The sequence below is a fragment of the Bremerella cremea genome, assembly GCF_003335505.1.
Classification (GTDB): domain Bacteria; phylum Planctomycetota; class Planctomycetia; order Pirellulales; family Pirellulaceae; genus Bremerella; species Bremerella cremea_A.
Map to the genome: position 1 here is coordinate 1 of NZ_QPEX01000024.1, position 25518 is coordinate 25518.

Here is a 25518-nt window from a genome sequence, read left to right on the forward strand (position 1 = left end):
GGCGAGTTGCCCTGACCATTTTAAAGCGAGACACTTCGCAGCGGAAAATGAGCATCCGCCTAAAACGAAAAGTCGCCGGCTGGTCACAAGAGGCGCTGGAAGCGATTATCCTCGGGAGTTAGGAGGGGTTTCGAATGCGATTACCGTGGATGATCGAGTAGACTAATAGCACTATCTGAGATAATATGGACACATGCAATGCCCGTGCGTTACTCAGTGACATACATGTCACTATCAAAAGACTGATGGAAACGCAGGTTAACATTACATCTTGAATGGAGAACTGCAATGTCTTGTATACGCTCAAAGCACCTGATTCCCGTCGGAATACGGTAATGTCACTTTCAGTTCGCGGTCTCCGGCCGTTGAAGAACACGTTATTTTTTCAACGCAGGGAGATCCATTGTGACACGCCATCGTCATCAACGATGACCAATGGGAATTGATTACTATAAGCTGTTTCAAAACCTACGTAAACAAATGAGCCCACATGCTACATGCCGACGAAGAGGCCAGCCTCTTTCCACTCGGCCAATCGTCGCCAACAAGTGCTTGGCGAAGGACACCAATCCGGCAGATCCTTCCTGCAAGCGCCGCTACGAAGCACCCACAAAATACCTTCAAAACAGGCCCGGTCGTCCGCCACGTCGTGTTGTCGGGACCTCAGGAATGAACGGTTTGACCATTTCCCACTGCTCGTCGGTGAACAGCACTTCACGTTTACCTACCATCGAAGGACCCCCAGGGCAATCGCACGTTGTAGTCGTTTTGGTTCAAGGATTGCACTGTTCTCTGATTCGTCAAGCCCTCGATGGGTGATGGCTGTTTTTGCTGGCATGGAGGGGAACGATGTCTGGGCCTGCTGCTCTGATTTACAAACAGTTTGTAAAGGTTACCGATCCGCGAGCTGATCGGGGCAAGAACCATAACCTACTGACCGCTAAGGGGAACCAAGAGACGCTACATCGAAAGTTGCTCGAGATGTTCGCCGACTTCGGCGAGCGAAATTACCAAGTTCCCGGGCTTCGCAAACATACGACTCGCGAGCGTTCGCACGGCCGCGAGGAGCTTCGCATTTACTACACGATCAAGCCGCCCAAGGATGATGTCTTCGCGCGGTGGCCCAACTTGGGATCGGTGGGGATGGTTTATCGTGAGCGTCAGTCAGGCGGCAAGCAGCAGTGCGAAACGTCTTTCTTTATCAGCAGTCACCCGCCCCGCGTGAAGCACCTGGCCGGGCTGATTCGAGATCACTGGCGAATCGAGAACAGCCAGCACTGGGTGCTTGATGTAATTTTTGCCGAAGACGCCAGCCGCATCCGCCGCGGTCAGGCCCCAGAAATCACCGCCGCGTTCCGCCGCCTGGCCCTCAATATTTTAAAACAGGACACCACCGTCAAAGATAACATCCGCGGAAAACGCCTCCGCGCCGGCTGGGACGAGACGGTGCTGGACAAGATTTATGCCGGTTTTAATAGGGATTGAACATGCGATTGCCGTGGCGAAGCGTGGGAGGTTATCCGCCGCAAAGCTTGAACGAAGATGCCGTGTTCTTTCGGCGAATCCATGAGACGCTGAATCAGTCGTTTGTCGCCCATCCGCTAAATCGAAATGATCGCTTCTTCCTTCTTCGCGGCAAATCGAAATACAAACACATGTGCATGAAAGGAGGAGAGAGCCCACTCGATCTCACTCCTGGTCATTACGAGTTAAAGCCGAGCCCCATCGCAGACACGGTTCTGCGTCAACGTGTCGATCAACTCGTGGAAGCACGAAAGCCGTTCATTTCGATTTGAACGAACTCTACGACGTCGACAGCAATACCTAAAGCGGCCTTCTTTTGTCGCAAACCCATAGAGGCTAGTCGTTACTCACATGTCTCATCACCCCACAAGAATCCAAAAATGCAAAACACCCCATTAATCATCGGAGCCCTCTCTGCCCAACACTATGACGATCGTCGCCAGGCCTGTCGTGATACGTGGGCGAGTAATCTCCCTAAGGAGGTCGACTTGGTTTTTCTGGTGGGCGATCCCCAGGCCAAGTCGGCTTATCGCGTTGACGATGTCTTATATTGTCCTTGTCCGGATAATTACGAAAGCTTGCCGCAAAAGACACGCTGGTTTTGCAATTGGGCCTTGGCCAGTGCTTCGTTCGACTTTCTCTTCAAATGCGATGACGATACCTACGTGGCGATTGATCGCCTTCTGTCGGTGCTTCCCAACCGCGATTATGTCGGGTACGACATCGGAGGTTATGCCAGCGGTGGAGCTGGGTATCTGCTAAGCCGCCGCGCCGCGCAAGTCGTGAGCACCAGGATGCATCAGTTAACTGGTGCCGAGGACGTGCTGGTTCAGGTCGCCTTGGCTGCGGCAGATATTCCTTTCGTCGCCGACTCACGATTTCATCCGTGGAATAATCAATGCCCCCGGCCTGAGAACACGCTTATCACTTCGCATTACTGCAATCCCCTGCAAATGAAGCAGGTTCATCGGAGGCTAGTCGGCGGCGACTCGCCGAAAAAAGAACTCCACCGCTTTTCGGCCGATCATCCGCACTGGCGCGATGAAGTCATTTTGTTTGATGACGGAACATTCGCTCGGGCCGCTGGCGACGAAGGGGATTTTGAGTGGAAGCCAGAGGCAACGCTGCTGTTGGAATGGTACCACTGGTCGCCTGAGCGGCTAGACTGGAATAAGGAAGCGGATGCTTTCCAAAGCCCGGATAAAGAATTTTCACTCCGAAGTCTGACGACATCGCTGGAATGAACGCCCCTCGGCAGCCAGCCTACAACAAGTCGGTTGATTACCAAGTCATCGAAAGCATCAGCAACCAAGGGAAACGTTTGGTTGCTTTTTTCGATTGCATTACTTCAGCTTGCCTTAGTGGCACTGCTTTCCAGAATCTGCTTGAGGCAGCGGAAGGATTGTAGGGCACGCTGTTGCCGCAGCGGCGTCAGCGTACCGAGTTCCTCCAGGTAGTCCACTTCGGTTTGGCTTTGCACCTCATCAATCGTTAGCCCCTCAAACATTTCGCAGAGATAAGAGATCGAAGCCTGGCAAACCATGCAGCCGACGGCGTTATGCCAGATCTGCTGTATCACCGGGCCATCGACTACCACTTGCAGCGAAACACGATCGGCACAGGTTCGGCTTGCGATGTCGCCGGTTTGACACGGCTGCTCGATGCTTCCTCGATGATAAGGATGTCGGGAGTGCGTCAGTAACCATTCCAAATCAGACATAATCGTAACCTATCGAAATGACGGTTAAGAACGATGCGATAGCATCAGCAAAAGAAGATTTCGGGCGAGGCAACCGCCGCGAAGCAAAAGAGCCATATCACTACCTCGATGGCGATCGAAACGGCCTTCGGCTGCCAATGAATATTGTAACCGACGAAGTTTACATTCTTGCTTGGATCGCCGAATAACTATTGAGATCACGACGACTCGAACTCCGGCCTATGCGATTCTACGATGTCAAATCGAATCAAGGGCGAACTCCATTGCTTAATCGTTCCACCGCCAAAGCCCCAATCACAGGACTCTACTCCACCCCGACCGCCTGAATGCCTTGACGGCGTGCTGCCAGCAAGGTCGTCCAGCTTCCGGCGAATGGATCGAGGACCTTAGGGTTTTCTTGGTGCCTGGTGCAGCGGCAGACTTCGCTGATGAGTTTGACTGTTTTTTGGGCTGCGTGAACTCGCTTGGTTCCCCTGACGAGTGACACCCGAAACGAGCCTGGCAAGCTGATACCGACGCTAGGTGCTTTGCCCTTGGATCCCCAGACGATGAATTCGCATTGCTGGCGGAACCGCCGAGCTTCGGCCTCGCGTTGACTTTGTCCCAGCTTGCTACGCCTTGCCAGATGAACCTGGCAAGCGTTTCAACAGTTCAAGCGTGCGGCGAATTATCACCAGCCCTGTTTATGCCGGGGATATCGTTTCCGGGCGACATCAATGGGGCGTTTTCGTAGCTTCTTCGACGACGGAGCGTCGGTTTGCGAAAGCGCCCGATCAATACGAAGCCGAACACGCCCCGGTATTAGCGACGTAGAAATCTGGCCCGCCACTGTCCGAAAGTCGTGGGCTATCGCAGTACTTCCAAGGAATCCGTTCTCTCACGAATTGCTTTCTTCGTTCTCGCTAAGCAGTTCAAGAAGATCACTGATCATCTTGTGCGATTCGATCGGGTGTCGAAGAGGTTGATCCGCGTTGATCAGGTAATGGTTTTGACGTCCTACCTTTTCTTTACGAATTACGCCTGCTTCCTCTAGATCGGCAATTATTCGCTGGACTGCGCGCTCTGTTATCCCGACTTTGATTGCAACCTCTCGGAGGACCATGCTCGGATTTCGCGATAAAATGACCAACACATGGGAGTGGTTCGTCAGGAATGTCCACCGTGCCGTGTTCGCTTTCTCTGGAGGGAGAGATTTCGTTGCGACGCTTCGGGAAGGGGACGCTCTTGTCTTCGGTACCGTACTAACAGGCTTTTTTTTTCTGGGAGGTGCCGCCATAGTTTCGCCCTCGCGAGGGATGTATCCAACTTGGGATCTCTTATCCCTAAAGTCTCATGGATAAACAACTTATCTTACGGCACGATTCGTGATTTGGCAATCCTGACACCAATGTCGTGTGTTGCCAGATTCATTCTAGACTCAAGTCCGTGCTCCCTTCCTGCCGAAAATCAACGACACGCAATTGACGACACATTTGTCGTGCTTTAAACTTCGCGTGTTATCTTGACGAAGCCACAGGACAATTTGGAAGAGGATGCCCGATGCCGATACCGCCGATGCTTATCTATGCTGCCCCGTTTGTGCTGGTGCTGGCACTGGCAATCCCAAGTTCATGGGCCAATCGCCATGCGGCTTTGATGCGACGGGTTTCCTATGCCTTGGTGTCTGTGAGCGGCGTCTGGTTTTCTTTGTTCTCGGTGCTCTTATTTTTCCGAGGAGAGGTCACTGACAGTTGGACATGGGGAGACCTGGATGGACATTTGAAAATCAGCATTTATTACGATCGAGTATCGGCATTGATAGCCCTCTTGATCTCGTATGTCGGATGGATCATTACTCGCTACGCCTACAGCTATATGAACGGCGATGCGAAAGCAGGGTATTTCCATAAGTGGCTGATGGTTTGCCTGGGAGCGATTCTCGGTTTGGTTATCAGTGGCAACTTGATTCAGCTTTTTGCGTTCTGGGTACTAACGAGTGTTGCACTTCATAAACTACTGACGCACTATTCCGATCGTTCCTGGGCAATGTGGACTGCCCGAAAGAAGTTCTTAATAAGTCGGCTGGGAGACTTATTTCTAGGGATTGCCATCTACCTCGTCTATCGGCTTTGGGGGACCGGCGAACTTAGTCAGCTTTTCGCTCGATTCCAGTCAGGGGGGCCGGGCGCGTTCGACGATCCTCTTGTTGCCCCCATCTGCATTCTCTTGGTACTGAGTGCCTTAACGAAGTCTGCTCAATTTCCTTTCCACAGTTGGCTACCAGATACCTTGGAGACGCCAACTCCTGTATCAGCACTAATGCATGCCGGCATTATTAACGGAGGGGGATTCCTCTTAATTCGATTAAGTCCCCTCGTTTCGCAATCGAGCAGTGCCCTGACGCTTTGCACCGCTGTCGGCGGCGGAACTTGCCTACTCGGCGGTGTCATCATGATGACGCAGTCTAGCATCAAGAAAAAGCTGGCCTACAGCACGATGTCTCAAATGGGATTCATGATGTTGCAGTGTGGACTAGGGGCCTTCTCAATTGCTTTGATCCACATCATTTTTCACTCGCTTTATAAATCCCATGCGTTTCTAAGGTCGGGCAGCGCCGTTACCGCAACGCCAGTCCCCCAGCCAGATGTGAAGGGCATGCAAAGGTTCTATGCGTTGGCTTTCGGCATGGTGATATCGTTAGGGATCATCGGTGGATTTCTATGGGCGACGGACACCGTGTCGATTCAATCTGCCTCTGGTCTGTTACTTGGGCTAGTCCTGATTCTCGCACTTACCTATTTGATTGCGGATAGTATTGCCACCGGATCGCCCAAGATTGTCAGTTTAGGAATTGCTACGGCTATCTTCACTGGCGGAATCTACTTTCTCAGCCATAAAGTTCTCGCTCAGTTCACAGCCGAAGCACTTCCTCATGAAACCACGCACACAAGTCTTGCCTTTTACATGGCGACGGCGGTGGTCGCCATTGGCTTCCTAACGCTTGCGGTGCTTCAACTTGCAATCATCATTTTTCCAAACGCTCGCCCAGTTCAAGTCTTGTACGTTCACGCCATCAATGGCTTTTACTTTGACATTGCTGCACGGCGAGTGACCGCGATGATCTGGGGAAAGTCTGCTCCCACTCCGTAATTGCAAAACACACCACGATACTCGGCATTTTTTGGAGAACTTCGACGATGGTAGTCGCTCTTAATTCCCTAGACGGAAGTGGCAAGAAATTGCCGACAAGTCCCCTCCCAATAACGCAAGACACGTTTCATGAATTTGATCGCACGCTGCAGCGGCTCATCAGCGTTGTGCCACCTTCCTGGCCGCTGAAGGACTTCGTAGCAGTAAATCCATTCCTCGGATTCACTGGGCAAACATTACAGGACACGAACGCTCTCTTGAAAGCGGTCTGTGATGTTGATTTGCTTCCTCCGCTGAGCTATTTCCGACAGCGTCAGCGAGATGGACAACTATCGCTCGACGATGTGATGCTTGCATACTCCAAGCTCGAACACGTTCAGCCGAACGATGTCGATGAAGTATCGATCGATGAAGTATCGATCGATGAAATCAACGATTGGCTGCGTAGCGATGTGGAACCACACGATCCGACGCAAAGGAAAGTTTGGACCATGGCAGAGACGTTAGACCAATCCAATGAAGGAGAACGAAGCAACCAAATAATCAACGATATCACACGGTGTTTGTCGGTCTATTTCGATGAGTCGGAATCGGTTTGGGCAATTCCTTGGCGAAAGAAATCGGTCTTCGCGGCCTGGAAACAAATGAATTCCATCAGCTACCGTATGGACCTACTTGGCATGCGAGGTTTTCGCCAATTTGTGCAAGACCTTCCGCAGGATACAGACAAGGCGATTTTACAAATGCTCTCAAGTATCTCGCTGCCAAGCCACCTATGGTTCGCTTACTGCCTTACACAACTAAGCTCAATACTCGGTTGGGCATCCTATATCAAGAACCGTTCCCCAGTTGAATTACGAGAACTCCTAGCAATAAGGCTGGCCTACGAGGTATTTCTAGTACAAACATCTGGTGGTGGTGTCGCGACATGCTTTCACGACGATCTCTGGAATGGGGAGGCATCGCTGGAAGAAATTGCTACGCCAGGCAAGATGGATGTCATTCGTCACATCCTGCAGGTCGCGTGCGAGACAAAATTTCATGGTGGTCTTGTATCCGACATTTTGCGACAGGACGACGCGAAAGAAGTCCCCAATGAGCCGCTCGGACAGTTTGTCTTCTGTATCGATGTTCGCTCCGAACCGCTTCGCCGCCAATTAGAACTTTCTTCGAATCATATTCAAACATTCGGGTTCGCAGGCTTCTTTGGAATGCCGCTGCGGAACATTTCGCCGAACGACGCGACGGGTAGTTCCCATTGCCCAGTGCTTATCAAACCAACGTTTCAGGTCGAATGGGAGAGATCACAATCCTCCAAACGTCACGACAATTATTGGAAATGGCAAACGCGAGATAAAGAAAACTGGCGAAGTATTTTCACGCTCTTTCGATCTAATCCAATTTCAAGTCTGACGTTCGTGGAAACTCTCGGCTGGTCATCGGCGGGGAAGTTGCTATCCGACTCACTCGGCTGGGTTAAATCTCGGTTCGGTAATGCCCTGTCAGATACCGAACCCGATGTTCTCTCGGAGCCGGATTGTTGTGGGGACCATCGAAACGCACTCTCCATCGAGCAAAAGGTCGAATACTGTCAAGGGTTTTTGAGTAACCTGGGACTACGAGATCACTTTGCACGATTTGTGGTCGTGTGTGGTCATGCTTCGGATGTCCAGAACAATCTCTTCCAGGCGGGTCTTGATTGTGGAGCATGCGGCGGACACTCCGGCGAGCCGAACGCGCGTGTTGCATCGATAATGCTGAATGACCCCGATGTTCGTTCGGGTCTGGCAGAGCGGGGAATATCTATTCCCAAGACGACTTGGTTTGTCCCTGCGGTACACAACACGACGACCGAAAGGATCGTCCTTCCCAAACTCGACACCATTCCACAAGAATTCCGAGAAGACTTCCGCGAGCTTGAATCGTTATGCCATACAGCAAGTGAACGCTGTGCCGCCCAACGCGTCGCACGATTTCCGATCGAAGGAAATCAGGATCTGGAAAGCAAGAGTCGGAACTGGGGAGACGTCCGACCAGACTGGGGCCTGGTCGGTAATGCCGCATTCGTTGTCGCGCCTCGCGTGAGGACTCAGGGGCTGGATTTGGCAGGTCGCGTATTTCTTCACAGTTACGACGCTGCCAAGGATCCTTCCGGCAAGGTACTCGAACTGGTCATGACAGCACCCATGATCGTCACCAGTTGGATCAACTTGCAATACTTTGCATCGACAGTCGACAACCGAAAATACGGAAGCGGCGACAAGTTGATCCATAACGCCGTCGGTAAGTTTGGCGTGCTGGAAGGGAACGGAGGGGACCTGAAAACCGGGCTGCCGATCCAATCCATTCACAACGGGATCTCATGGCAACATGAACCGCTTCGACTTCTCGTCATCATCGAAGCCCCGCGAGATCGGATCGAGGTAATTATCCAGAAACACCCAGGCGTACGAGATCTGGTAATTAACGGTTGGATCTCGTTGGTAGCGTTAGAGGGGGATCGAGCGTTCTGTAGGGGATTCGAGGACTGGCAACCTTACGAACTTAATCGATCACGCATGACAATTCAGCATATCTAACGGAGACAAAGGATGAATCCAATGGCAAGTCCAGAAACAAACGCCGCAGATGAGCTTCAAGGCAACTTCAAACATCTTAGAATGCTGGAAGAAGAGAGCATTTACATCTTGCGAGAAGTTGCCGAGTGTTTCGAGAATCCAGTCCTCCTTTACTCCATCGGCAAGGACTCCAGCGTTCTCCTGCACCTCGCTCGCAAGGCATTTTATCCTGAGAAGCCACCAATCCCGCTGCTCCATGTCGACTCGACATGGGAATTCCGCGAGATGATCGAATTCCGGGACACCTACGTTCGCGGAGAACTGGGGATTGAGGTTCTCGTGGAAATCAATCAGGACGGAGTCGAGCGAGGCGTGAATCCGTTTGATTTCTCTAGTAGCGTCTATACCGATGTCATGCGGACGCAACCGCTGAAATCCGCCCTGACACGCAATCGTTTTGACGCCGCAATCGGCGGAGGACGGAGAGAAGAAGAGCGATCGCGGGCGAAAGAACGCATTTTTTCGTTTCGTGACAAACATCATCGATGGGATCCACGCAACCAGCGTCCAGAGCTCTGGCGCCTCTACAACACGTGGGTCCATCGCGGTGAGAGTATGCGTGTGTTTCCACTTTCGGATTGGACCGAGGAAGAAATATGGCAATACATACTTCTCGAAAACATCCCACTTGTACCGCTCTATTTTTCCAAGGACCGACCAATCGTTCATCGTGATGGCAACTTGATCATGGTAGACGACGAGCGAATGCCGCTGAGCCGAGGAGAGAAAGCAGAGATGATGAAGGTGCGATTTCGGACACTGGGATGTTACCCAGTGACTGGCGCCATTAAATCGAACGCATGCACGGTATCGGAAATTGTGCGAGAACTTCGATCGACACGTTTGTCAGAACGTGCTGGCCGAGCGATCGACAAAGATGAAGAAGCAGCAATGGAACGCAAAAAGCGACAAGGATATTTCTAATGTTCACACACCCAACTAGCACAACAGATATCGATCTTCAGCATGAACACCCGCCGTTTGGGATTCTTCGACTTCTGACATGCGGAAGTGTTGATGACGGAAAGAGTACTTTGATTGGACGCTTATTGCTGGAAACTGGCGCAGTTTACGAAGATCATCTGCAATCGTTACAGCTTGAAACGAAGCGTCACGGAACCACGGAGTTGCTTATTGATCCCGCGTTACTTGTCGATGGCCTTGAAGACGAAAGGGCTCAGGGCATTACGATCGATGTTGCTTATCGGTATGTTCGATCACCTCGGCGGAAGGTCATTATCGCCGATAGTCCAGGACACGAGCAGTATACCAGAAACATGGTGACGGCTGCCTCGCGATCGGATGTTGCCTTGATTTTGGTCGATGCCAGGAAGGGAATTGTTCAGCAAACCAAGCGCCATGCCATCATTGCTTCGCTGCTCGGAATCAAGCGATTCATTTTGGCTGTCAACAAAATGGATCTAATTGACGAGAAGCAGCGAGTCTACGACGCCATCGCTCGTTCCTTCCGAGAATTCGCCCAATCACTTGGCGAGCTAGAAACAACCGCGATCCCCTTGTCTGGCCTTTGCGGCGATAATGTTTGTCGCCGAAGTTTGCAGATGCCCTGGTACGAGGGGCCTACCCTGCTAGAAGCGTTGGAGTCTTCTCCTGATTCTCAATGCGTTCAAAAAGACCTTTTTAAATTTCCAATTCAGCGTGTCGTTCGCCCTAATTCCGAGTTCCGGGGAGTCAGCGGCACCATTCTCTCTGGCTCGATCCGCGTCAACGATCCAATCATTGTGCTACCTCAAGGAACAAGGTCAACGGTGCGTTCGATCGTCACGATGGAGGGAGAATTATCATCAGCAAATGGCGGACAAGCGGTGACGATTACGCTGGAAGATGAGATTGATCTTGCACGAGGTGATTGGATTGTATCGCTCGACAGTGAATCTCACGTGAGTCAGAACGTTTATGCCAAACTGGTCTGGATGGCGAGAGACGAACTCGAATTGGGAAGAACCTACTTTCTGAGATGCGTCACCAAGAAAACGATGGCGGAAGTCGAATCCGTTGAATCTGTGATCGACATCGAAACGGGCAGCGACAAACAGGCGACGACTCTCCGCCTCAATGAGATTGGTCGGTGCCGTGTCCTACTTCACGAACCAATCGTGCATGATCATTACAACGCCGCCCGCGACACCGGCGCATTTATTCTCGTGGACAAGATTTCGCACGAGACGGTCGCTGCAGGAATTATTTTACCACCGGAAGAAGCCAGAGAGGGAACCGGCCGTAGCAATGACGGTCGCGTTCACTCCGGAAGTTCTGTGAGCAAAATCCCGGTGGGTTCTCAAGCTGCTCGACTGGAGCACGATTCTGTCACGGTACTTGTATCAGGAGATGACCGCCAGAAACACGTGGATATCGCTCAGAAGCTTTCGTCTGAGTTATACGAAGCGGGGTTTCATGTGGTGGTTGTGGATGAAGCTTTGATTGGTGAAGGGATCGCCGATGCATTTGGCATTTCGAGCTTGGAAGGTCGTAAACGACTCGTTCGCAACCTTCAGATTGCACATGTTCTCAATCAATTCGGAATTATCTCCCTCGTCCCCGTAGAAATGGCTGACCTACGAATGAACGAGAACGCTTTGCCAATGCTTGAATGCGAAAAGTACATGATCGTTGAAACGAAGTCGTCTGATAGCTGGAGTGCGAGTCCGATCGAGAGGAATCTGTCCACCGAAGAAGAACCCCGATCATCAAACGCTGAGAAGGAAAGCAGCCCGATAAGGGTGCTTCCAGCTTACTCGGATGGAGCGGAATCGATCCACCATTTAATCGACGCGATCGTTACCAGGGTGCGAAAATAGGGTGTCTTCGCCCTTCGTTTGAAAAGTCGTTCGATTCGATAAGGGGATTTTGAGTCATGGTGTCGTCAAACGGATTTTTTGGCTGGATGGACGCTCATCCTTCTAGCGATTCGCCGGAAGATTATGTCACACAAAGCCATTCCACGTTGTGGATAAGCGACCACGATCCGTGCGTGGACTCTTTGCTAAACCGGGTAACTGCACAGTTTGGCGATCCGGTAGCCAGGTTTCCAGCGGATGTCTTTGAATCGTCACAGAACTTGGTTCGAGAGATTCGTGGCACCACAACGGATTGGCAGCAATTAGATGTCATCGTCGTAGGGCATCCATGCTTTTTGCCTGTAAGCCAGTTGGTACACGGTAGCAATGAATTCAGCGAAAACGACAATTTGAACTTGGACTCGCTGACGATGCGAGTTACCCGTAAACAGCGACAAAGTAAGCTGGCAGAACAAAGACTATTGGGAGTCTCCGCACAATTAGCCCAAGCATGTACCATGCTAGACCACCTGGCAATTCGCCATGTGCTCGTAACTCCGATGTTTTTCCGCCCCGAAAGCGGTGCGATATGTTTCTACGACGAACGTACATCGGGTTTTCAAGCGATCGGCAGGAAATAGGAGTCGAACCGCGAGAGGAGGTGCCCGATGAGATTGTATTCCGAGTTCAGTAAGTGCCAGCAGCTGGCATAAACCATAAGTTACCGGCGTTGGGCCAGTTGATCATACGTGCGGTATCGACCTGCGAACGTGTGAGCAAGCTGGAACATGGCGAGTGCGAGTATCTTTTACGGCAGGAATGATGCGAATGCTTGCTGTTATGGATCTACCAATCCAGCCGCTCGTTGATCTTCCGCCTGCCTACGATGTCTATTCGGGCGGTATAGCCAAACGTCGCGCTGCTGTTGATGACGCTTTCGGCTTGCCAATCATTTTGGCTTAGTTAGGCCGCTTTTCGCTGCTCTGCTTTTCCCGTTGCAATTAGATGGTGCTCACTTTTCTGTTGGCGATAGATTCTTAGGCTGGGGCGATCGTGCCGCTGGGATACATATTTTCGTTCGTAATAATCGACGAGCGATCCCTCTTGAAAGGGCTGATCCTTATCGAAGCCGTTGCTACGCAACATTTCGTTCCACAGATGAACGGCTCGGGTCTTTTGAAAAAGCTGGTAATCTCCGACATACGTTTTGTCGAAAGGACTACGCCACAACGTGCCATGGACAGGATAGAAAACCGTATTGTCTTGCATGAATTCGTGCAGTTCAAATTTTTCGACGGCGTAAGCAAAACCTTTGGGACCGCCAGATCCGCCCCACACCACCGGCGAAATCGATTTACTGAAATGACGCCGATACCATTTTTGAAGCCTGTGACGAGGTCGATCGTGCTTGTCTGGTCGGTGCGGATGAAGACAACGATCCACCATATACTGAGTTACCGCATGACCGGCAGGAAACTTCAGGACTCCAACTGCGGCACTCCAGAAAACCTTGCCATACGCTTCGGTTTCTTTGCCAAAGACAATTTCCTCGGCAAAATCAAAGGGGCGGATGCAGAGCATATCGGTATCGATCCAATAGCCGCCCCGCTGCTGCAAGAGCTTCCAGCGAAACAAATCTGCGAAGCCTGCAAATGAACCACGAAAGCTCGAGAACACCTTATCCTGCGGAACAATTTCGTTGGCGTCACAAATCCGCACCCCAGCCGGAACGCCGGCAATCGGGGCATAGGTATACAGATCGACTTGGCCTGGATGGTGATAGGTAAACGAACTGAGGCAAAGCTGTTCCAACCGCGAAAGCTGTTCACCAATCCACAACGTTTGAATGCGCACTTGAATCAATCCTTGCTCTAATTAAGAAGCTGCGGCCACGTTGTCGTCATCCGAAATTGCCGCATCGGTCCATAGACAGGCCAACGCCGCAGATCAAAACGATCCCAGCTTCCTGCGGCCTTCCCTTGGTTCACGCCACCGTAGCAACTGAAAGCGGCTTGGTAATGCTTGGCCGTTTGCTGTTTCAAGTCGGAACTAAAACAATCGGGGTTACCAACGGGATAGCTGAAGACCTGGACGTCGACATCCAGTTCTTCCTCTAAGCGGCGGCGGCCTTCGGTGAGTTCATGTTCCCAGTTGCTGGTACTTGTACGCGTAAGAATCGGGTGCGAGACGGTATGTCCTCCGAAGCTCATGCCAGCTGCGGCCATCTCTCGCAGCATTCCCCAGTTCATCCATACTGGTGAAGCCCCTTGATATCGACCGGTTTGCGCTTGATCGCCCACGCGATTCAAATAGTCTTCACTCTCAGACGCGGAGATCTCGTAGAACTTCTCGACGACGTCCACAATCGCATCGTCGACCTGGTCTTCTTCAACGCCAGCATATTGCTTTCGCATCATCCAAGCGATTTCATCCCACCAGGCAATCGACCTTTGATCGATGAACCCGCTGGTTACGAAAAACAACGCGGGAATATCGAGGCGTTTTAAAATGGGAAAGGCAATTTCGTAGTTATCGATGTAGCCGTCGTCGAAGGTAACCAGAACTGCCTGGCGTCTCTTCCAATGGTCGGCCGGTTTTCGCATGACATCGTCGACACTCACAACTTCAAAGTGGCGACGAATGAATTCCATCTGCCGGGCAAACGTCGCTTCATCCGTACTATAAACGCCGCGATCGAACTCACACTGCTCGGCATTCCCGATCCGGTGATAGGTCAGCACCAGCAAGCCACGCCACGAACCGACCAAACGCACCAAACGGTTCAGCCCCAATTTTTCGGCTTGCTTGGCCATTTTGCGATAGGTAAGCAACGTCATGCCGCAATCCTTATCTCTTCTGGCAAGTACAACTGTTGGTAATGTTCCATCAACGAGCCGGCCTGGTAAGACGCGTCTTTATCGAAGTCTTCACGACGGAGGATTTCGTTCCAAAGATGGATTCCACACGTTGCGTTATACAACTGATAATTGCCTTGATAGGTCCGATCGAATGGCGTTTGCCAGTGGGCTCCTGAGACGGGATAAAACACCGTGGTCGGAACTTCATACTTCTGCAATTGGAATTTACGGGCTGCGTGAGAAAACCCGATGGGGCCGCCAGCACTTCCCCAACCAACCGGCGCCGGATTGCCTGACAGACGGCGGTACAGCTTTTGCGCGATTTGCTTGGGGCGATCGGTCCAATCAAGCCGATGGGGATTCCGGCAGCGATCAACCATATAAGCGCACACTTCGTGCCCCTGAGGAAAGATCAACACCCCCACGGCCGCTGTCCAATGAATATGTTTCGCGAGATCGATTTCTCGCCCGAAAACGATGGGCTGTTCAAAATCAAACGGGCGGACACAAAGCATGTCGGTATCGATCCAGCAGCCGCCACGATCGAGCAACAATTTCCAGCGAAACAAATCGGCAAAGCCAGCGAACGAGCCGTTGAAGTAAGTAAACACTTGGCTCTCAGGAATAATTTCGTTCGCGTCGCATACCTGAACCCCAGGGGGCACGCCGGCAATTTCGCCATACGTATAAAGGTCGACTGGATGACCGTGATAAACGAACGATGCCAAACAAAGACGCTCCAAACGCGATAAACGTTCTCCAATCCATAGCGTTTGAATTCGTAAAGTTGCACTCATTGTTCGCCACGCTTCCCTGCGAGGGTTGTTACCTTGGATTAAAAAGAACGCTCTTCCCTGCTTAGGCGGCCACCTTGGAATATCCGCCGAAGTATTGCCGCTGGTAATAATCTAGCAATGAACCTGGAACAAAGGGGGCCTCGAAATCAAATCGATTTCGCTTGGCCTCAAAAGAATTCAAATAGACGGCTCGTGTCGAATCGAGCATGGGCCAATCATCGCGAAACGTCTCGTCGTAGGGGCTTCGCCAGCGCGCTTCATGAATGGGATAGAAGACAGGAATTGGCAATGCGAGGTTTTCCATTTCCAGCGTCCGTATGGCCACCTGAAAACCACCCTCGTCGCCGACCATCCATGAGCGAATTGGTTTCAGATTGTGGGTAAATCGCCTCCGAAAGGCTTTCTTCCAGCGATGCCGCAACTTCTCGCCAGCTACCGGAAAATGAGGCTGCAGGCAACGATTCAACATGAAGCGGGGCAGCGGATGCGCGGGAGGCGTGATTAATACGGAAAGCCCCCAAGGGCACCAATCGATATCCGACTTCCGCCCGAAGACAACCGGCTGATCGAAGTCGAAAGGGCGGATGCAAAGTACGTCGGTCGAGATAAAACAGCCACCATGTTCAAGCAATGTTTTCCACCGGATCATCGCCGCGATACCGGCTTGCGAGTTGCGGCGAAATAGCTCGCTGGACTGCGGCACTATCTCGTTGGCGTCAACAGCACGTACTCCCTCAGGCAAGTTCTCTTGCGGGCAGTAGGTCAACAGTTCAACTTCCCCATGGTGTACCGCAAACGATCGCAAGCAAACGCGTTCGATTCGATTCAACGGGCCTTGATGCTTGAAACAACGGATCTTCATGGTTGAGCTTTCCTTATCCAAGCGAGACCGAAAGAGCGGACGCATTCGAAGGAGGAGTGATTAACGTTCCGCTGGAAGCTTGAGCCACCGGCAGTGCAGCAGGCTCTGCGAGCCTGGAGGACAAGGGACGATCGTAAGTCTGATAAGGAACGGAACCATCCAAGTACTGGTTCATGCCATGCTGGCAAAACGGCATCACTGGCGATTGTTCGTAGTACGCGCGATTGGCTGTGCCTTCTCCGTTACGAGCAAACGTGGGATCGAAGGGATGCCAAAGATGAATCGCTTTCACGCGATGCAAGACCGTCTTCGTACGAATCCCGTTGCGTAAAAAGCGACGCTGGATATCGCGATCCTCGAATCCCCAACCAACGAAGTTTTCGTCGAAGCCGTTGATGCCAAGTAAATCTTCCCGTCGGCAGGCAAACGCACAACCAGTCAGGCGCGGACGCATCGGCAGAGAAAGCAGAGAATAAACACGTGCCCGAAAGGTCTTGCGCGAGAGACGCTTCACCTCGTTTTGGCAAATCAGTTTTTCCACATCCCAAGCGTCAATGCGATCGCCGTTGATTGATTGGGTGGCCTTTTCAGACAAACGGTAGCAATCGCTCGCCAACACGACCCCAGGCTGCAATCCTTCGACCATGGAACGGACAAACTGGGGGGGCACAATGCAATCTCCATCCAGGAAGATCAGCTCGGGCCCCTGCGACACGGCTGCCGCTTTGTTACGGCACATTGCTAGACGAAAACCAGCTTTGGCTTGGGTAAGAAAGAGGGTGCGGCCCCCCCATCGCTGGGCAAACTCGGCCACACACGCTTCGGTTTCGCTTCCCGCAGAACCATCATCGGCCACGATCACTTCGCAGCGTCTGGCGTCGAAATCTTGGTTCTCTAAAGAACGCAGGCAATTCCTTAGATGGCCAGGACGCTCAAACGTCGTGACAACAATACTTATATCCGCGCTTGTCATGCGTATCTCGGCTGGCATTCAAAATGACGACCGTCACAAAAAATGATCATTCCTGCCCCAGACCACTTTCCCTGCTCCTCCCCCTCGCTAGGTCCAAGAGCCTGGTAATACCATCGGAGTACAAACGCCCTGCGCTTTATAAGAATTATTTCAACTAGGCAAGATATAACGATTTTCACCAGCCTCCTGAGGTATACGAAGCATGCCTTGCTGGCATCCTCTAATTCCGAACCAGCTTAGGCGAAAGCACGACAAGCCCCCAATATAGCCGCCGAGGATACCCACAAGAGAAACGAGCGCGGATCAATCAGAATGACATCCTCTGTGTCATCTTTTGAGATGAAAGTTGTCACATCGACAACACACCTCCTCGTTTCCCTAAACACTACAAATAGTGCAAGCATTTACAGCATAACGACTTGCGCTATTCGTAGCGTTTTTGGCATTCCTTCTGCATTATTTAGCTGTCAAACCACCTCGGGCTCGGCAGCTTGATCACGACAATGTCATCGCTGCCAGATAAGAAATCACTCAATTCTGGAGAGTTCATCATGAAATCGTTATTGCTTGCTGCGATTGTTGCCACTGGTTTGATGTTTGGTGCCGCATCCAATGCCGAAGCTGGCGGACCGCACCATGGTCATCACGGCCATCACGGACACCATGGCAATTACGGCTACCACCACGGGCACGGCTATGGCTACCATTCGTATCATCGTGGACCATCGTATTACGGTCGCAACTACTATCGTCCCAGCTACCGCTATTACAGCCCGTATCCGTACTACGGAGGGAGTGGAATCCAGATCAACGGTCGTGGGTTCAACTTCGGTGTTCGCTTTTAAGTGAATCACGAACGCACGGGTCACCTTTTCATGCGAGCCCCTCTATTTGGCAAAATGGAGGGGCTTTTCTTATGCTTGCCCCCGGCAGACACCCCTCGTTCTTTCGCGGCAGGGACACTAAATTGGCTTGTGAAAACCCAATTCACGAGATAGATCCATGCTGCATTTAAAGTCCGAATCAAGCCAGCGTTGGCTCGATCAAGTCGAAAAGCACACCGACTTGGTCCTGATCGATCACGCCCACTGCGAAAAGAAAGCGGCTGGCACAGCGTTGAACCTGATCTTCGCTTATGTCGAAGATGAAGAGCTATGCCGCGAAATGACTTCGATCGTCAACGAAGAACTCGAACACTTTCACATGGTGCTCGACCTACTAAAAAAACGTGGAATCAAGTTCCTCCGCCTCAAGCCAAGTAATTACGGTAACCAGCTGCACGAACTGATCCGCAACCAGGAACCACAGCGAGCCGTTGATCGCTTGCTGATTGCCGGACTGATCGAAGCACGGAGTTGCGAGCGATTCGGCCAACTCCGCAAGCACCTACCTGATGCAGAGTTACGCGACTTTTACGATAGTTTGTTTGAATCCGAGGCCCGGCATCACGCCGTTTATGTGCGATTAGCGAAGCACTATGCCCCAGAAAAAGAAGTGATGGCCCGCCTGGACGAGCTTGCCACGGCGGAAGCAGCGATTATTGCCAAGGGATACGAAAACGCGCGCATGCATAGCTAAGCTTCCCTCACGTAGGCTTGTTCCGTTGAACCCTGCCCCCGATTTGCTAAACTCACACTTTTTACTCGCCCTGCTTGCCGATGACCGAGGCGACCCCCAATTCGTCCGGCCTGGCGGAAGATAATTTCGAGCCTTATGACTACCGATACCGAAGTCACCCCCTCCCCTTCCCATCCTGCCCTAGCCGGAGCTGAAAAAGCCATCGCCGAATTGCGCGAGACCGGCCAGTACTTCTTCCAACGCGGTTGGTCAGTCGGCACCAGCAGCAATTACAGCGTGGTTCTCAATCGCAGCCCGCTTCAGTTGGTTGTCACGGCCAGCGGTATGGATAAGGGGCGTCTGCGGCCCAAAGACTTCGTTCGCTGCAACTACGACGGCGTTCAGGTCGATACCAACAATCAACCCACCACCGATCAACCCCGTTCTTCAGCGGAAACGTTGTTGCATGTTGTTCTCGCTCGGCTGGAAGGCGTTGGCTCGGTACTGCATACCCATTCGGTATGGGGCACGCTATTGTCCGACCACTTCGCAGCCCAAGGTAGTTTCGAGATCGAAGATTACGAAATGCTCAAGGGCTTGGCTGGCGTGAAAACGCACCGCCACGTCGAATCGGTGCCGATCTTCGACAATACGCAAGACATTCCTAAGCTGGCCGAGAAGGTCGACAAACGCCTGCATGACGAGTCGCAACCGCCGATTCACGGCTTTTTGATTCGCAACCACGGCCTATACACTTGGGGAGAAGACGTCGCGGAAGCTCGTCGCCACATCGAGGTTTATGAGTTTCTCTTTGAAGTCTTAGGGCGTAAACTTTCAGCACAGGGAAAGCTTTGTAACCCCGCCTAGCAATCCCCTTTTCTTATTCGCACACGTTCACCTTCCACCAAATTTCGCCCCTCACGGCGATGGGAGCTTCCGGCATCATGGCCAGCATTTCCATTCCTGACGAAAACCGCACACTGACCGAAGTGCAAGAGATTCGCGACTTTCTGCAGCCGTTTGGCATCTGGTACGAAAAGTGGGATGTCGCTGGTCGCATTGGCGAAAAAGCGACCAATGAAGAGATCTTAGAAGCCTACTCGCCGGAAATTGAGCGCCTGAAAAAACAGGGCGGGTTTGTCACCGCCGACGTGATCAATGTCTCGCCAGAAACACCCAACCTCGATGCGATGCTCGAGAAATTCAATAAAGAACACACCCACAGCGAAGACGAAGTTCGCTTCACGGTAGAAGGTCGGGGCGTGTTTCATATCAATCCTGAAAACGGGCCAGTCTTTGCTGTCCTCGTTGAATCAGGCGATTTGATCAATGTGCCACGCGACACGCAGCATTGGTTCAACCTTTGCAGCGATCGCCACATTCGTTGCATCCGTCTGTTCGAAGATCCTTCCGGTTGGACGCCGCATTACATGGACGACGGCGTGCACGTTAAGTATTCGCCTCTGTGCTGGGGCCCCGATTTCCTGCCGAAAGCGGACGACATTGACCCTGTGGTGAAACTCTAATGGCATCACCTTGGAACTGCATCCTGCTTGACATCGAAGGCACCACATCCAGCGTCAGCTTCGTGTATGACGTGATGTTTCCGTTTGTCCTGCGCGAACTAGACAACTACCTAGAGTGTGCCTGGAACGCGCCAGAACTCTCGCCGGTCCTCGATCAAATTGCCCAAGATGCCGGACACCAAAGCTTTTTGGCCTGGACCGCTGATCTGACCGACGAATCGTCACGACGCGAACGGGTCGCTAGCGAGATTCGCCGTCTCATGGCTGACGATGTGAAAGCGACCGGTTTAAAGCAGCTGCAAGGCATGATCTGGAAAGATGGCTTTGAACGTGGTGAACTGGTCGCCCAGGTTTACCAAGACGTCCCCGAGGCCCTGGAAGCATGGACCTCGGCTGGCTTGCGAGTCTATATCTATTCGTCCGGCAGTATCGCCGCCCAAAAGTTGTTCTTTGGGCACAGCGAAGCCGGCAACCTTCTCCCCTATTTCTCAGGCCATTTCGATACGACCACGGGGCCCAAGAAGGAAACTCAGAGCTACCTCACCATTGCTGCCGAGATCGGTGAAGCAGGCGAAAAGGTGCTGTTCATCAGCGATGTCACCGCCGAGCTTGATGCGGCCCGTGAAGCAGGCATGGAGACCCGACTGAGCATTCGCCCCGGTAACAAACCGGTGGAAGAAGGCCATGGCCACGAGCCGATCGCCAGCTTCTCCCAAGTTTCTCTCGGCTAGCGTTGCTTCGCCAGCAGACAACCAAATTAGCGAAAACCAGCGATTTCTCTGCTGGTTTTCGCCAACCCTTGCCGCACTCGATACGTAGCATAGGATACCTCGTGATCGAAATGGATTCGGCCAGCACGGAAGGATAGGACTTTCTCAATCGCACGGAATGCGACCTGCTTTGACGCCGCGAAGACTACTTAGGAATCGCATAAAGGCCAGCAAAAATGGTTCGCACCGTCCGGCAATTGATAGCTATTGGATTTCTCGCCACCTCCCCTGCGCTGCTTTGGGCTGGTTCGCCTGTTCAATTCGATGTCGGCTATCTCACGCCTGCCCACGATATCACGACTCCCGAGTTCCAACTGCAACGGCCCGGATATCGGCTGATGCAATTAGACGTGATGATCTCGACAATGGTCGACTCGCGAATCTCGAAAGACCTAACCGAGACCACCTTCCTGATCGAGCCCCATAATCCGAACATTCAAATCGAAGACTTCTCGCCACAAACCACGCTGCAAAGCCCTTACGCTGGCAACATCTCGCAAGAGAAACGCGTTGAATACAACGTCGACGGCAAACTGATCGCCAATCAGACGCTCACGCCGAATTTGGGTGGCAACGGCTCGCTTGGTATCAGCCGTAAGCAATCGTCGGTGGAAAAAGTCGATGTGATTCCGGAGATGAAGCTGGTCTCGGCCAGTGGTACCATCCATCGAGGCCGCGGAGTTTACTTTCGCTTCAATCGCACGCCGCAAACGAGCCTGGAAGGGACAACCACACTGGGCGTGATCTTGGCAGTTCCAGAAGGCTGGTCGGCCGATACGATGACCGTCCGTTGCCGCGCCAAGATGCGTCAGCCGATCGTGCCTGGTGGCCCCTCGAAGGAAAACGAACTCCCAGAATCACGTTACATGGTAGCGTTGTACCTGGCTGGCGATCGCCATGCGGCCAATACGGCCGGCCATTATGTACGCGAGGAAGCCAATTGGCAGGAGGTGCGTCGAAAGTACGACGCCCAAATCCAACACCGCCGAATTGATTCGCCGCTGGACTACCTCACTTCTATCGTTCACCCTTCCCAGCAACACACCAACGTTGAAAAGTGGCTACGAACCTCGCCTGAAAAAGCGGCCCGAGAACTGCCACCCCCTGTGGTTGATGCCTACTACCGGCTTCAAGAAGCACGAGCGAATTTGGATCGGTGCAACGGCATACAAGCGATTAGTCGCGCTCGCGTTACCGATGAATCGTCGATTGCGAACTCAGCCGTTTCTGTGAACTAAGCTGCAGAAAACCAGCCGGCTAATCGTCGAGAAAGGCGCTATGCCCATCGAGCTTCGCGATCCAATGAACAACGCGTTGGTCCATCCAACGACGATCTGGCACAATGGTTCGCGGGGCAATGAAACCGAGATGACCGCCCCCCTTGGTAACCTCAAGCTCGACACTGCTGGAACGAGGATTCTTTTTGAAAATCTCGATCGGGACCACGCTATCGTCGTCCGCTGCCAAGATCAGGCCAGGAATTTGAATTTTCGGTAGCAGCCGGGCGGAACTGGCTTGGGTGTAGTAATCTTCCGCCGACTCGAATCCACACTGCGGAGCCGTGAAGATGGTATCGAACTCGATCAGTCGCCACGGCTTCTCGTTGAACTGAAAACCATCGTAGTAGTTTTCGTCTTTCTCGATTCGCCCTTGCACCATTCGGACCAACCGACGCGAGAAGTCCCAATCGTACAGCCGATTGAATCCGCGATTCATGTTGCGGCTACAATAGCCCAAGTCGATCGGTGGCGCAACCGCCATCACACTATCGACGCCACCCAGTCGCCCTGAACCGATTTCGCCAGCCAACTTTAAGACAATATTGGCTCCCATCGAATAGCCGTTCAACGTGATGGGAGATCCCAGACACAGAGCACTAACCGTTTCTACGGCCTGAGCGATATCCTCGCTGCACCCAGCATGAAAAGGGCGTTTCGCCAGCGTGCTGCCGGCACCGCAACCACGCAGGTCGACCCGGAAGGTGCGAATGCCCAACATATTTAACTTATGCGAGATCCGCACCAGGTTGCTGCTGCTGTGGCTGCCTCCTAGGCCATGGACCATCAGCACAGCGCGTTGCCCAGGCTTCCAGGTTTTGGGGCAATCGTCGTGCAGAACAATTTGATCACCGTCGTCAAACACCACAAAATGTTGACGAGCTTGATACGAAATATTGTGCCCCGACCAGAACGCAGCCAATATGGTTTGCGCGTGCGAGTTCCGAAACAAAGGATGAGGCCGAAAGGGCCTCACTGAGGTCAAGACTAAAGGAGAACGGGCCAACATTATTCTGCCGCAGGGTGTTCCCCTGCCTTCCATGCAGTCGGGCGATCTAGCGTTGAATTTGATACTCTTCGATTTTTCGATACAACGTTGCTCGGCTAGTACCAAGCAATTTTACGGCCTCGGGAATGTTCCCTCCAGTTCGGGAGAGGGCTTCTTCGATCAGTTTTTTTTCCCAATAGTCAAACCTTAACGACTCTGGTCCATTAAGACCAGCATCTCGAAGCCCTAAATCATGGGCTTGGATCGATTCGCCATCGGCCAGCACTACGCTACTGTCGATCACATTGCGAAGCTGTCTCACATTGCCAGGCCAAGCGTAGTCGGCCAGTTTCTTCTTGGCACTTTCCGATAGCGTCAGCAGTGGCCTGCCGTGCGACTTGCGAAAATGCTCGAGGAAGTGCTCCGCTAGCATAAGAACATCTTTTCCACGTTCTCGTAGCGGAGGAATGTATAACTCAAAGACACTTAATCGGTAATAGAGATCTTCTCGGAACCGCTTCTCTCGGACGAACTCGGCCAAGTCTCGATTGGTGGCAGCGATCACCCGAACATCGACACTCACTTCTTTAGTCGCCCCTAAAGGAAGGAATGGGTGCCCTTCTAGAATTCGGAGCAACTTGGCCTGACCGTCGAGCGTTAGCTCACCCACTTCGTCTAAGAATAAAGTTCCTGTGTCCGCTTGCTGAAAAAAGCCAATATGATCTGAGTCGGCCCCGGTAAACGCGCCCTTCTTATGACCAAATAGCTGGCTCTCCATCAGGTTCTCTGGCAGGGCGGCACAATTCACGCTGAGCATCGGACGGTCGGAGCGATTCGAAGCCTTATGCAAGGCGCGGGCCACCAATTCCTTGCCCGAACCACTCTCGCCCCGCACTAACACGCAGCCAGCCGCTTTCGAGATGCGCGTGATCTTCTGCTTTAACTCCCCCATGGCTGGGCTCTCGCCGATTAACTCGTCGAATGCGGCCGACTTATCCACTAATCGCTGATAGCCTGCTTGCAACTGAGTCACTCGCCAGGCCCGCAACAGGGCAATCGTTAAGATATTGCCTACCGAAATCGCAAAATCGAGTTCGTTGTGCCAGAATCTTTCTCGCTCGCGATAAAGGTGCAAGGCTCCAAACGTTTTTTTCGAGTGAATTAGAGGAACACAAATCGCATCGGCAAAATGGGTAAGCTTCTTACTGGTCTCGCCAGGGGCCTCGTTGGCTATCCAGACGGCATTCCCCTTTTTGGTAACGATCTCGGTTAGCGCTTCGCTTAGCGGAGCAGGGCCTTCGGTATCTTCGGGATAGATTCGTTTGGCTCTTAACTGTCCATCATCACTGAGCCATAAAAAACCCACCACTACGGCCTGAGTCTGCTCTTTGACCATTTCCAAGGTGACCTGGATAATCGTATTGGGGTCGTCCTCCCCCAATAGGCGGATCGCAAACTGGTGCAGCAACAAAAGTCGCTGAGCCTGCTGGTAGTCTTTTAGCTCCTTTAGCGCAATCAGGTTCGTATCTTGCGGATTAACCGGCATATTCCGCACAATGGTCTGAGTCATGCTCAAAGGGAGCTCATCGTGCGATGTGGGGGGCTGGGCGCTGTGGTTAAAAGTGAATTCAGTATCACCTAACCTCAAGCGGGAGCCGTCTTTAAGTTCGGCGTCTTTAATTTGGGCGTCGTTTAAATAGCTGCCGTTCCGACTCTCGCGATCTTGGACAAACCACTTCCCCTCCTTCGAAAAAATGGCCGCATGCACACGCGAACAGAGGGGGTCGGTTAAGGTGATATCACACTCCAACCCGCGTCCGATAAGGTTATCGTGCGTTGCGTCTAAGGGAAAACTCTTCCCCGGTCCGTTACCGGAAATCATCTTTAGGTAGCTATAGATCGCCATTAGCTCAGTCGAACATTCCCCGGTTTCTGATGACACGCGAACGGGTCCGCGATGGATTCACTAAACTCAGATGCTGCCTTATCTTACGGAATTTACACGGTAAATTGCCAGTCGGGTCACAAATTTCGCCAATGAAAACGCAGGAAATAAGCCGCTGCGGTAACAACCTTATTACCGATGCCAGCGTATGGAATCGGTGTTTACATGGATTAGGC

At 52.3% G+C, this 25518-nt stretch carries 27 protein-coding genes; 16 read left to right on the forward strand and 11 right to left on the reverse strand.

The features are described 5' to 3' along the window. Positions 1-493: 493 nt before the first annotated feature. Positions 494-646, reverse strand: coding sequence for a transposase (locus DTL42_RS27105; protein ID WP_158545329.1), 153 nt, complete (start codon positions 644-646; stop codon positions 494-496). 203 nt (positions 647-849) lie between these two features. Between DTL42_RS27105 and DTL42_RS11310 the strand changes: the two genes are divergently transcribed. The 3 genes from DTL42_RS11310 (at position 850) to DTL42_RS11320 (ending at position 2768) form a co-directional block, all read left to right on the forward strand. After that, positions 850-1485, forward strand: a complete 636-nt coding sequence (locus DTL42_RS11310) for an ISAs1 family transposase (RefSeq protein WP_114368839.1) — start codon at positions 850-852, stop codon at positions 1483-1485. 2 nt (positions 1486-1487) lie between these two features. Continuing rightward, entirely contained in the window at positions 1488-1796 is a 309-nt protein-coding gene (locus DTL42_RS11315; RefSeq protein ID WP_114368840.1) for a hypothetical protein, read from the forward strand. Positions 1797-1904: 108 nt separating this feature from the next. Beyond that, on the forward strand, positions 1905-2768 hold the full coding sequence (locus DTL42_RS11320) for a hypothetical protein (protein ID WP_114368841.1): 864 nt from the start codon (positions 1905-1907) through the stop codon (positions 2766-2768). A gap of 104 nt (positions 2769-2872) precedes the next feature. Here the strand turns inward: DTL42_RS11320 and DTL42_RS11325 are convergent, their stop codons facing one another. Then, positions 2873-3244: an iron-sulfur cluster assembly scaffold protein gene (locus tag DTL42_RS11325; RefSeq protein ID WP_114368842.1), complete on the reverse strand. Its 372-nt coding sequence runs from the start codon at positions 3242-3244 to the stop codon at positions 2873-2875. Between the two features lie 17 nt (positions 3245-3261). On the opposite strand from DTL42_RS11325, the gene DTL42_RS26290 reads away from it, so the two are divergent. Then, positions 3262-3432: a hypothetical protein gene (locus tag DTL42_RS26290; protein WP_158545330.1), complete on the forward strand. Its 171-nt coding sequence runs from the start codon at positions 3262-3264 to the stop codon at positions 3430-3432. Positions 3433-3548: 116 nt separating this feature from the next. Here the strand turns inward: DTL42_RS26290 and DTL42_RS27110 are convergent, their stop codons facing one another. Next, the gene (locus tag DTL42_RS27110; protein WP_158545331.1) at positions 3549-3731 is read right to left on the reverse strand and encodes a DNA methyltransferase; all 183 of its coding nucleotides are present in this window, start codon (positions 3729-3731) and stop codon (positions 3549-3551) included. A 131-nt stretch (positions 3732-3862) separates the two neighbouring features. Between DTL42_RS27110 and DTL42_RS27115 the strand changes: the two genes are divergently transcribed. Next, complete coding sequence (locus tag DTL42_RS27115; protein ID WP_158545332.1) at positions 3863-4057, forward strand: recombinase family protein; 195 nt, start codon at positions 3863-3865, stop codon at positions 4055-4057. A 64-nt stretch (positions 4058-4121) separates the two neighbouring features. Here the strand turns inward: DTL42_RS27115 and DTL42_RS26935 are convergent, their stop codons facing one another. After that, entirely contained in the window at positions 4122-4520 is a 399-nt protein-coding gene (locus DTL42_RS26935) for a helix-turn-helix transcriptional regulator (protein ID WP_114368845.1), read from the reverse strand. 263 nt (positions 4521-4783) lie between these two features. Between DTL42_RS26935 and DTL42_RS11345 the strand changes: the two genes are divergently transcribed. The 5 genes from DTL42_RS11345 to DTL42_RS11365 are packed head-to-tail and all read left to right on the forward strand — an operon-like array spanning position 4784 to position 12430. Then, entirely contained in the window at positions 4784-6373 is a 1590-nt protein-coding gene (locus tag DTL42_RS11345; protein WP_114368846.1) for a proton-conducting transporter membrane subunit, read from the forward strand. A 47-nt stretch (positions 6374-6420) separates the two neighbouring features. Then, positions 6421-8952, forward strand: a complete 2532-nt coding sequence (locus DTL42_RS11350; protein ID WP_114368847.1) for a DUF2309 domain-containing protein — start codon at positions 6421-6423, stop codon at positions 8950-8952. Positions 8953-8973: 21 nt separating this feature from the next. Continuing rightward, complete coding sequence (gene cysD / locus DTL42_RS11355; protein ID WP_114368848.1) at positions 8974-9915, forward strand: sulfate adenylyltransferase subunit CysD; 942 nt, start codon at positions 8974-8976, stop codon at positions 9913-9915. After that, positions 9915-11810: a sulfate adenylyltransferase subunit 1 gene (locus DTL42_RS11360; protein ID WP_114368849.1), complete on the forward strand. Its 1896-nt coding sequence runs from the start codon at positions 9915-9917 to the stop codon at positions 11808-11810. The genes cysD and DTL42_RS11360 overlap by 1 nt, the downstream gene beginning before the upstream one ends. 56 nt (positions 11811-11866) lie before the next feature. Further along, the gene (locus tag DTL42_RS11365) at positions 11867-12430 is read left to right on the forward strand and encodes a hypothetical protein (RefSeq protein ID WP_114368850.1); all 564 of its coding nucleotides are present in this window, start codon (positions 11867-11869) and stop codon (positions 12428-12430) included. 322 nt (positions 12431-12752) lie between these two features. Here the strand turns inward: DTL42_RS11365 and DTL42_RS11370 are convergent, their stop codons facing one another. The 5 genes from DTL42_RS11370 to DTL42_RS11390 form a co-directional block, all read right to left on the reverse strand. Then, the gene (locus tag DTL42_RS11370) at positions 12753-13643 is read right to left on the reverse strand and encodes a hypothetical protein (RefSeq protein WP_114368851.1); all 891 of its coding nucleotides are present in this window, start codon (positions 13641-13643) and stop codon (positions 12753-12755) included. 17 nt (positions 13644-13660) lie between these two features. Beyond that, positions 13661-14626, reverse strand: coding sequence for a polysaccharide deacetylase family protein (locus tag DTL42_RS11375; RefSeq protein ID WP_114368852.1), 966 nt, complete (start codon positions 14624-14626; stop codon positions 13661-13663). Beyond that, positions 14623-15444, reverse strand: a complete 822-nt coding sequence (locus DTL42_RS11380; RefSeq protein WP_114368853.1) for a hypothetical protein — start codon at positions 15442-15444, stop codon at positions 14623-14625. The genes DTL42_RS11375 and DTL42_RS11380 overlap by 4 nt, the downstream gene beginning before the upstream one ends. A gap of 61 nt (positions 15445-15505) precedes the next feature. Beyond that, positions 15506-16306: a hypothetical protein gene (locus DTL42_RS11385; protein WP_114368854.1), complete on the reverse strand. Its 801-nt coding sequence runs from the start codon at positions 16304-16306 to the stop codon at positions 15506-15508. 13 nt (positions 16307-16319) lie between these two features. Further along, positions 16320-17279 carry a glycosyltransferase gene (locus DTL42_RS11390; RefSeq protein ID WP_158545333.1) on the reverse strand — a complete coding sequence of 320 codons (960 nt, stop codon included), beginning with the start codon at positions 17277-17279 and terminating at the stop codon, positions 16320-16322. A gap of 551 nt (positions 17280-17830) precedes the next feature. Between DTL42_RS11390 and DTL42_RS11395 the strand changes: the two genes are divergently transcribed. The 6 genes from DTL42_RS11395 (at position 17831) to DTL42_RS11420 (ending at position 22370) form a co-directional block, all read left to right on the forward strand. After that, entirely contained in the window at positions 17831-18124 is a 294-nt protein-coding gene (locus tag DTL42_RS11395; protein WP_114368856.1) for a hypothetical protein, read from the forward strand. Positions 18125-18281: 157 nt separating this feature from the next. Next, positions 18282-18857: a tRNA-(ms[2]io[6]A)-hydroxylase gene (locus DTL42_RS11400; RefSeq protein WP_114368857.1), complete on the forward strand. Its 576-nt coding sequence runs from the start codon at positions 18282-18284 to the stop codon at positions 18855-18857. 135 nt (positions 18858-18992) lie between these two features. Then, on the forward strand, positions 18993-19703 hold the full coding sequence (mtnB, locus tag DTL42_RS11405; protein WP_114368858.1) for a methylthioribulose 1-phosphate dehydratase: 711 nt from the start codon (positions 18993-18995) through the stop codon (positions 19701-19703). A gap of 77 nt (positions 19704-19780) precedes the next feature. Further along, on the forward strand, positions 19781-20362 hold the full coding sequence (locus DTL42_RS11410) for a 1,2-dihydroxy-3-keto-5-methylthiopentene dioxygenase (protein WP_114368859.1): 582 nt from the start codon (positions 19781-19783) through the stop codon (positions 20360-20362). Continuing rightward, positions 20362-21093 (forward strand): acireductone synthase, encoded by a 732-nt coding sequence (mtnC, locus tag DTL42_RS11415; protein ID WP_114368860.1) that lies wholly within the window; start codon positions 20362-20364, stop codon positions 21091-21093. The genes DTL42_RS11410 and mtnC overlap by 1 nt, the downstream gene beginning before the upstream one ends. A 215-nt stretch (positions 21094-21308) precedes the next feature. Further along, positions 21309-22370, forward strand: coding sequence for a hypothetical protein (locus DTL42_RS11420; protein ID WP_114368861.1), 1062 nt, complete (start codon positions 21309-21311; stop codon positions 22368-22370). Between the two features lie 19 nt (positions 22371-22389). Here the strand turns inward: DTL42_RS11420 and DTL42_RS11425 are convergent, their stop codons facing one another. Further along, on the reverse strand, positions 22390-23274 hold the full coding sequence (locus DTL42_RS11425; protein ID WP_158545334.1) for a YheT family hydrolase: 885 nt from the start codon (positions 23272-23274) through the stop codon (positions 22390-22392). 190 nt (positions 23275-23464) lie between these two features. Continuing rightward, the gene (locus tag DTL42_RS11430; protein ID WP_234824171.1) at positions 23465-25339 is read right to left on the reverse strand and encodes a sigma 54-interacting transcriptional regulator; all 1875 of its coding nucleotides are present in this window, start codon (positions 25337-25339) and stop codon (positions 23465-23467) included. Positions 25340-25518: the final 179 nt, after the last annotated feature.